3 protein-coding genes are annotated in these 7633 nt (G+C 47.5%); 1 reads left to right on the top strand and 2 read right to left on the bottom strand.

The window, feature by feature from the left end:
* Positions 1-200: 200 nt before the first annotated feature.
* Together C7K55_RS13150 and C7K55_RS13145 are read right to left on the bottom strand one after the other, a co-directional pair.
* On the bottom strand, positions 201-1049 hold the full coding sequence (locus C7K55_RS13150) for a cupin-like domain-containing protein (protein WP_106633178.1): 849 nt from the start codon (positions 1047-1049) through the stop codon (positions 201-203).
* 38 nt (positions 1050-1087) lie between these two features.
* Positions 1088-2248 carry an amidohydrolase family protein gene (locus C7K55_RS13145; RefSeq protein WP_106633177.1) on the bottom strand — a complete coding sequence of 387 codons (1161 nt, stop codon included), beginning with the start codon at positions 2246-2248 and terminating at the stop codon, positions 1088-1090.
* Positions 2249-2523: 275 nt separating this feature from the next.
* On the opposite strand from C7K55_RS13145, the gene C7K55_RS13140 reads away from it, so the two are divergent.
* Positions 2524-7633, top strand: a 5110-nt coding sequence (locus C7K55_RS13140; RefSeq protein WP_127432057.1) for a non-ribosomal peptide synthetase, incomplete at its 3' end; no start/stop codon positions are given.

The following is a 7633-nucleotide window of genomic DNA, read 5'->3' as shown; positions in this document are numbered from 1 at the left end:
TTAGTCTTCCAGGAGTCGCGAGCTTGCTCGCAAAAGAGTTGATTGAGGCTGCAAACAAAATTTGCCCCTACTCTAAAGCGTTAAAGGGTAACGTTCGAATCGAATTGTCTTTAGCTGAAACGACCTAATTGGTTCGGTACCATCAAGCCAATCCACGGGCAAACATTGCAATCCTTCCAAGCTGTATTGAATGAACGAACTCAAAACCGCTTTGGAAAAATATTGAATCCCATTAAATTTCTGAGGTAGAGCGGAATCAGTTGAAGAGCTCCCCACTCAGCCTTAAAAATACTGGTTTTACACCAGATGTTGACTGAGACAATCGTGCTGTAACTGATCACCTGATGCCACCAGTAGGCTGGCACATATAAAATCGTCCCTGCGTCCATCGTCAGATCATAAAATTTAACTTTCTGTGCTTTTGGAAACTTGTCAAAATCAGGTTTCAGCGGATTAAAGTCAGTAATCTTTGGGTAATTTGACAAAGCCGAACGCGGATGCAGGTTTAAAAAGCTGCTGGGCTCAGAGATCAACCAACGCTTTTGACCATACAATTGCATGAAGAAATTTTCTGACGTGTCGTAATGCAGTCCCGTCGTGTTACCGCCACGGCCGTACCACAAATACTTAAGACCCAACCTCTCTTGGGGTAGCAAAGAGTCAAACAGTATCTCTGACTTTAACTCTGGAAAAGACTGATTAATCCCCAAAGCACCTAGGTACAAGCGTCTTCCGGCTTTTGGATGATCGCTATTCATTTCATGCGAGTATTCTTTCAGACTCATCTGAATCGGCCGGTGATATTCTTGAAACACGTCTGTTTCAGACGTATTTACCTCGACTGTTTTATCTCCAACTTTCTCATGAAGAAACTCTGGGCTCCATTGTGCCAGGCTTGGAAAAACCTCATAAATATCTGTGATCAACAAGGGCCGTTTTGATTGCGAGCAAAGAGCCCCAAGGTCAACCCCAGAATCGACCAAATCCTTCAGTTTTCGTTGAGGGATTTGACCGGGATACAGATTAAGTTGACTTGAGTCTTTCGTCATCACTTTCACAAAAAATGGCGTTTACACCGCGTCGCGATCTATACCGTTTCAGGCATCACCCACTCGGCATTTGTGACATAAAACTTCTCGGCGTTACGCTGACCGAGGCGTTCAATATGTTTCTCAAAATCTTGGATTGGCGTTCTGCCACCTTCAGGGTGTGGAAAATCGCTGCTGTAGCAATAACAGTCGTCAAAGCCAAACCTTTCTACCAGATCACCCACAGGCTCGAAGCGGTACGGAGTGACTCTAATGTTACGACGCATGTAATCTGAGGGCGACATCGACAACGCGCCCTTTAAGCGATGTTTGAAGATCTTCGCAACGTGATCCAAGTGCATCGCGAGAGGAGCAAACCACACCGAGCCCAACTCAACGACTGCGAAACGTAAGCGAGGAAAGCGCTCAAAGACGCCACCCAAAATGATTGTCGCTAAAAAATTCTGGGGAGAAAAAATAAAGCTTGCCATCATGTACGTATCGCCAGGCTCGCCGTGATGACGGAACGAAGTTTCGAAGCCAAGATGCGGAACACCTTTTGACCACGCGTCACTTGCCATAAAACCTTGCTCGCCTCCGGCATGCAAGATAGCAGTCGCATTCGCCTCTTGCAACATTGCCCAAAGAGGATCGAAATTGGTGTGCGCCGGTGAGCCACCACCAGGAGGGATCGAACTGGCGATGACAAATGCCCGGATGCCAGCTTTTAGCAGACGCTTTGTTTCTTCTAACGCCGCAGCGATGTTGTGTGTATTCAGGATCGCGACCGGCAACAAGCGCTTTGGCTCTGTGCGGCTAAACGCGATCGAATAATCGTTCCATCCGCGCATCGCGGATATTCCCATGGGTGAGTCAGAAAACGCACCCATCTGAAGCGCTGGGTCAGCAAATACAAAGGCTCGGTTCACGCCCATGTAGTCGAGTGCCTTCAAACGCCCCTCAGACGTGTAAGCGCCCGCAGCACCAGAACCCTTCAAGTTCCAAACCGTTTTCTCGTTATAGTCGGTCGCCTCGGTGCCCATGATCTCGGGGACTGACTCTTTCTCAGCCTCTGACATATCCTCGATGGCTTTTCGGCACATGTCAGCGTAGAACTTACCGGCTTCTTTTCCGGCGACATTTTCATAAAAATCAGGCGATGGCGTAATGTGCGTGTCTAAGTCGTTCATCTTGCCAACAAACGGTGTCAAATCAATCATGATAAAACCTCAAAATTTCTGCCTGAAAAAAATGATGTGCTGACTTACTCTTAAAGATTATAAATACTTATCGCGCTCAAGCACGCTAACTATCTAGATTCTGCTGAAACAAAGCTCTCAAAACCTCAACCGCTAGCGCTTTCAGTCTCTCTATAGTGCATTTTGGGGTAATCTAGCTACCTACCTGAAAGTACAAGCCTTTTTGCCTGAAATCGCAATGTTTCAGCTTTCTAAGTGCTATTGATCTTTACGTAAAAATTGTTTTAAGTTGAGCCATGGATGAGAATTTTGAAGCTCGGCTTGGTTCACTATCCCCGGCTAAGCGTGCGCTCCTAGAAAAAATTAAGGCGGCGAAAGTCCAGGCCAGTGCAGCTGAGCAGCAGCGCGGTGAAGTCATTGCGCGACGAAACGATCCGACGAGTCCAGCTCCGTTGTCGTTTGCGCAACAACGCCTTTGGTTTTTGGCTCAATTAGACGGCCTTGACGCGACTTACAACATGCCCTCGGCGATTGAGTTGCTTGGGCCTCTGAACGTTACGATACTAGAAAATGTTTTTGGCGAGATTTGTCATCGCCATGAAGCCTTAAGAACTAATTTCCAAACGATTGATGGGCAAGCCTATCAAGTCATCCGGCCCTCAAGAGACACAGAGATTGCCGTCGTTAACTTAGAAGACTTAACGCCGAACAAGCAGCAGGAAGAATACGAACGACTTGCTTTAGCGACTTGCCACGCTCCTTTCGATCTTGAGCAAGATCATTTGTTGCGTTTGAAATTAGTGAGATTCAGTCAAGAACGTTACATTCTTCTGATGGTCGTGCACCACATCGTCTCAGATGGCTGGTCAAACGGCAATGTCCTCTTAAAAGAGATTTGCACACTATACGAAGCGTTCTCACAGGGCGCGTTATCCCCGCTCTTGCCCCTACCGATTCAATATGCAGACTTTGCGCAATGGCAAAGACGTTTACTAGACGGTCCTCGCTCAGACGTCTTGGTCAAATACTGGAAAAACAAACTCAAGGGCATCCCGAGCCTAGTTGAGCTACCAGCAGACTACCCTCGCCCACTTAGACAGAGTTACGCAGGGAAAACAACTTACTTTACGATCGATGCGCATCGATTACAGTCCCTAAAATTGCTCGGAAAGCCAATCGGAGCCTCGTTATTCGTCGTGCTCCAGGCAATATTTTGTACGCTCATCGCACGCTATAGCCGGCAAAAGACCGTTGTCATTGGCTCGCCAATCGCAAATCGAACGACCATAGAACTTGAGCAACTCATTGGATTTTTTGTTAACACTCTAGTCTTACGCACTGACGTCGACCCTCAAATTTCGTTTGCACAACTGCTGACGCATGTCCGAGATAACTTCTTAGAGGCCTATCAGCATCAAGATCTGCCTTTCGAGCGGCTTGTCGAAGCGGTCGACCCAGAGCGCAACCCGAGCTTTTCTCCCCTCTTTCAGGTCATGTTGATTCTGCAAAATCAAAATGAAGAAAGAGATGGCTTACGTATCGGTGACCTACATTTAAATGCTGTCCCGATCGCTGCGAACACGGCGATGTTTGACATCACGTTGAAGTTCGAAGAGCAAAGCGAGCAATTATTTGCCGAGCTTGAATACAACACAGACTTGTTTAAAGCCAGCACGATTGAACGTTTCATTGAGCATTTCAACAATATTCTCGCTGAAGTCATTCAAAATCCTAATCAAAAAGTGTCCGCTCTTCGTCTGTCCTCTGACACTGAAGTCAAACGACTCACACTCGACTTCAACCAAACAAACAAGCAATACTCGAAACAAGAGTCGATTTGCGATTTGTTCGAAGCGCAAGCGGCCAGATACCCAGACCGTATTGCCGTGTTGTTTGGGACTGAACAAATTTCTTTTGGCGAACTCAATGCACGCGCCTCACATTTGGCTTCTTATTTAAAACAGCAAGGCGCGACCACTGAAACCTTGGTTGGTTTATGTGTCGAGCGCTCGGTCCTTTTAATAATCGGACTACTTGGTATTTTGAAAAGTGGTGCTGCCTATGTTCCTATCGATCCGAGTTATCCAAAAAATCGCATTCAAGACATGGTCGGCACTGCGAACATTCGCCTGATTGTTGCGCAGACCGCTACCCAGCCTTTGTTTGCGTTAGATCCCGTCGACCTCGTCTGCCTTGACTCAGACTGGGATCTCATCAAGCATGCCCCGGCTAAGGATTTTCTTGCGACACGCAACACACTTCCAGACGATAGTTTGGCATACGTGATTTTTACTTCAGGCTCGACCGGAAAGCCCAAAGGCGTACAAATCACCCACGGTGCCTTGCATAACTTTCTTGAGACAATGCTTGAGAAACCCGGTCTCAGTCGCGACAGTACTCTACTAGCCGTCACGACGATCTCTTTTGATATTGCGGCGCTCGAACTCTATCTGCCTTTAATCAGTGGGGCGCGTATTGCTCTGGTGCCCAAAGAAACGGCGGGCGACGGTCAGGCGCTTGTCAGATTATTGTTTGCGACACAAGCAACGGCGTTGCAAGCCACTCCTGCCACGTGGCGATTGCTGTTCGCCAGCATAGAACCTACGCAGTTAGGCCTTGAACAAGCGCTTTGCGGAGGCGAAGCCTTGTCAGCGGAGCTTGCCGAACGCTTGTTAAAAAGTGATGCCGAAGTTTGGAACGTATACGGCCCCACCGAGACGACAATCTGGTCAACGCGCAATCAACTTCATCTCAACGAGCTCAACGGACACACCAATCCGTCTATCGGCCGACCGATTGCCAATACCTCACTGTTTATCATTGATTCGAGCCTGGACTCGTGCCCGCTAGGCATTCCAGGTGATCTCTACATCGGCGGTTTGGGTCTAAGTCGCGGCTACCTGAATGAACCGGGCTTAACAGCCGAACGTTTTATTCCGTCACCTTTTAGTCTGACACCAGGAGACCGCATTTATCAAACTGGAGATGTCGCGCGTTTTTTAGAAAATGGTGATGTTGAATATATTGGTCGGTCAGATTTTCAAGTCAAAGTCCGTGGCTTTCGAATTGAGCTTGGTGAAATCGAATCGGTCTTGGCACAGCATCCGCGGGTAAAAAACGCCGTCGCAGTCTGCCAAGTCAGTGATCAAGATCATGTCACGCTGAACGCGTTTATTGAAATAAAAGATCACGCAGATCACCAGGCCTCTGACCAACAAGAACTAACGACCGCATTACGCGCCTTGATCGCCGCCCAATTACCGTCGTATATGTTGCCCTCTAACATTACGATTCTTGAAAGCTTACCCTTAACTCCAAACGGAAAAATTGATCGTAAGGCTTTGCCCACTATCAAGAGTCTGTCGAGTCAGATCGCGTATATCGGGCCGCGTAATGACCATGAGCAGCGTATGGAAAGTGTTTGGTCCAGCGTGCTGAAGGTCGAACGCATTCACATTCACGATAACTTCTTTAACTTGGGCGGCCACTCGTTACTGGCGCTTCAAATCATTACGAAGATTCGTGATGAGTTTCTCGTGGATATTCAAGTACAAGCATTATTTGATCATCCGACGATTGCCTTATTAGTTGAGTTTTTATCCTCAAACCATCAAACCATTAAAAAGGTCAGCCCACCTATCTTGGCTCAAACCTTAGAACAGCGGAAAGTATCGGTACTTTCGTATTCGCAAAAACGGCTATGGTTTTTGGATCAACTTGAAGGCCCGAACAGCAACTATCATATCTCTACAGCGCTTGAGCTTCTCGGTAAAGTTAACGTCGATGCGCTTAACATGGCTTTGGTCAGAATCGTTGAGCGACACGAAATTCTGCGCACTGTTTATCAACAAACAGACGGAGAACCATCAGCAGTTGTTGTTGAAACTCCTCTCTCGCTGCTAGAGATCACGCGACTAAAAGCGTCTTCCCAGCAAACCGCAGATGTTCAACAATGGCTAGTTGAGAAAAACACAAAGCCGTTTGACCTTGCTAAAGATATTTCAATTCGTGCCGATTTACTTGAGTTAAGCAGCAACCACTGGGCGTTAGCAATCACATTGCATCACATTGCCTCAGATGAGGCGTCAATGCTAGTCCTACAACGAGAGTTGTTAGCGCTATATCAAGCGTTTGCTCAGCAAGAGCCTGATTGCTTGACCCCACTAAAAGTCCAATACGCCGACTTTGCAACCTGGCAACAACGTTGGCTTAATCCAGAAACACTCAACGCACAACTCAATTACTGGAAAACAACGTTAGACGGTTCACCCACTCTTCTAAATTTGCCAATCGACAAACCAAGGCCTGCGATACAAGGCTATCAAGGGCGTGCGTTGGTATTTTTTATCGATGACTCGTTGACGCAGCAATTAAAGGCGTTATGTTCCGCTAATGACGTGACGTTGTTTATGGGCTTATTTGCCTGCTATGCAACCCTGTTGGCGAAGCACTGCGACACCCACGACCTGGTGATTGGCACGCCGGTTACCAACCGAAATCGTTCAGAATTGAATGAACTTATTGGTCTGTTCGTCAACACATTGCCGATCAGAATATTGCATAACCCACAGAGCACCACAGTCGAACTGCTGGCCCGTCTACGTCAAACGATGCTTGAAGGTTTAGCAAACCAAGACACGCCTTTTGAATCAATTGTCGATGCGATTCATCCCGAGCGCAGCTTGAGTCATGCGCCTATTTTTCAGACAATGTTCGTGCTTCAAAATGCGATCGAAGAGAGTATTCACCACTCTGATCTGAAAATGTTGCCGCTCGATGCCGAAACCTCAAGCACTAAGTTTGACCTAACCCTAGCGATACAACAAGAATCAAATAGCTTGCGGTGCATCTTCGAATACAACATTGATCTTTTCGAAGAAAGTACCCTCGAAGAACTCTCTGAGCATTTCACTCAGTTGCTGCGCCGTATGGTTGCAAAGCCTTACTCGACGATTCTGCAAACTCCCTTGTTAACGGTGGCGCAACGGCATCAGTTTCTAGTCGATTACAACCCAACGCTGGTCTCGCAACGGTACACCTGTGCACAGACGCTTTTCGAGCGTGAGGCTGCTCTTCGACCAGATGCCATTGCGCTAACCGATGGCAGCCACAACGCACTCACCTTCGATACTCTCAATCGGCAAGCGAACAAACTAGCCAGACAGCTTAGAAGTCTCGGGATCGGTCACGATTCAGTCGTCGCCCTAATTTTTGAGCCCTCACCAGAAATGGTGATCAGCATGTTGGGCATTATGAAAGCAGGCGCAGCGTACCTTCCGATCTTGCCAGCGACCCCTTTTGAACGAAAAGAGGTCATGCTCCATGAAGCGCACGTTAAACACTTGATTTGTGCTGTCGCCGAAGACGGCATACGACACAAGAGTGTGCAAACGCTTGATATCAGTG

Source organism: Cyanobium usitatum str. Tous (genome assembly GCF_003011885.1).
In the GTDB taxonomy this organism is placed as follows: Bacteria; Cyanobacteriota; Cyanobacteriia; order PCC-6307; family Cyanobiaceae; genus Cyanobium_A; species Cyanobium_A usitatum.
Note: the sequence above shows the minus strand (reverse complement) of the source record. Positions and strands in the feature narration are given on the sequence as shown.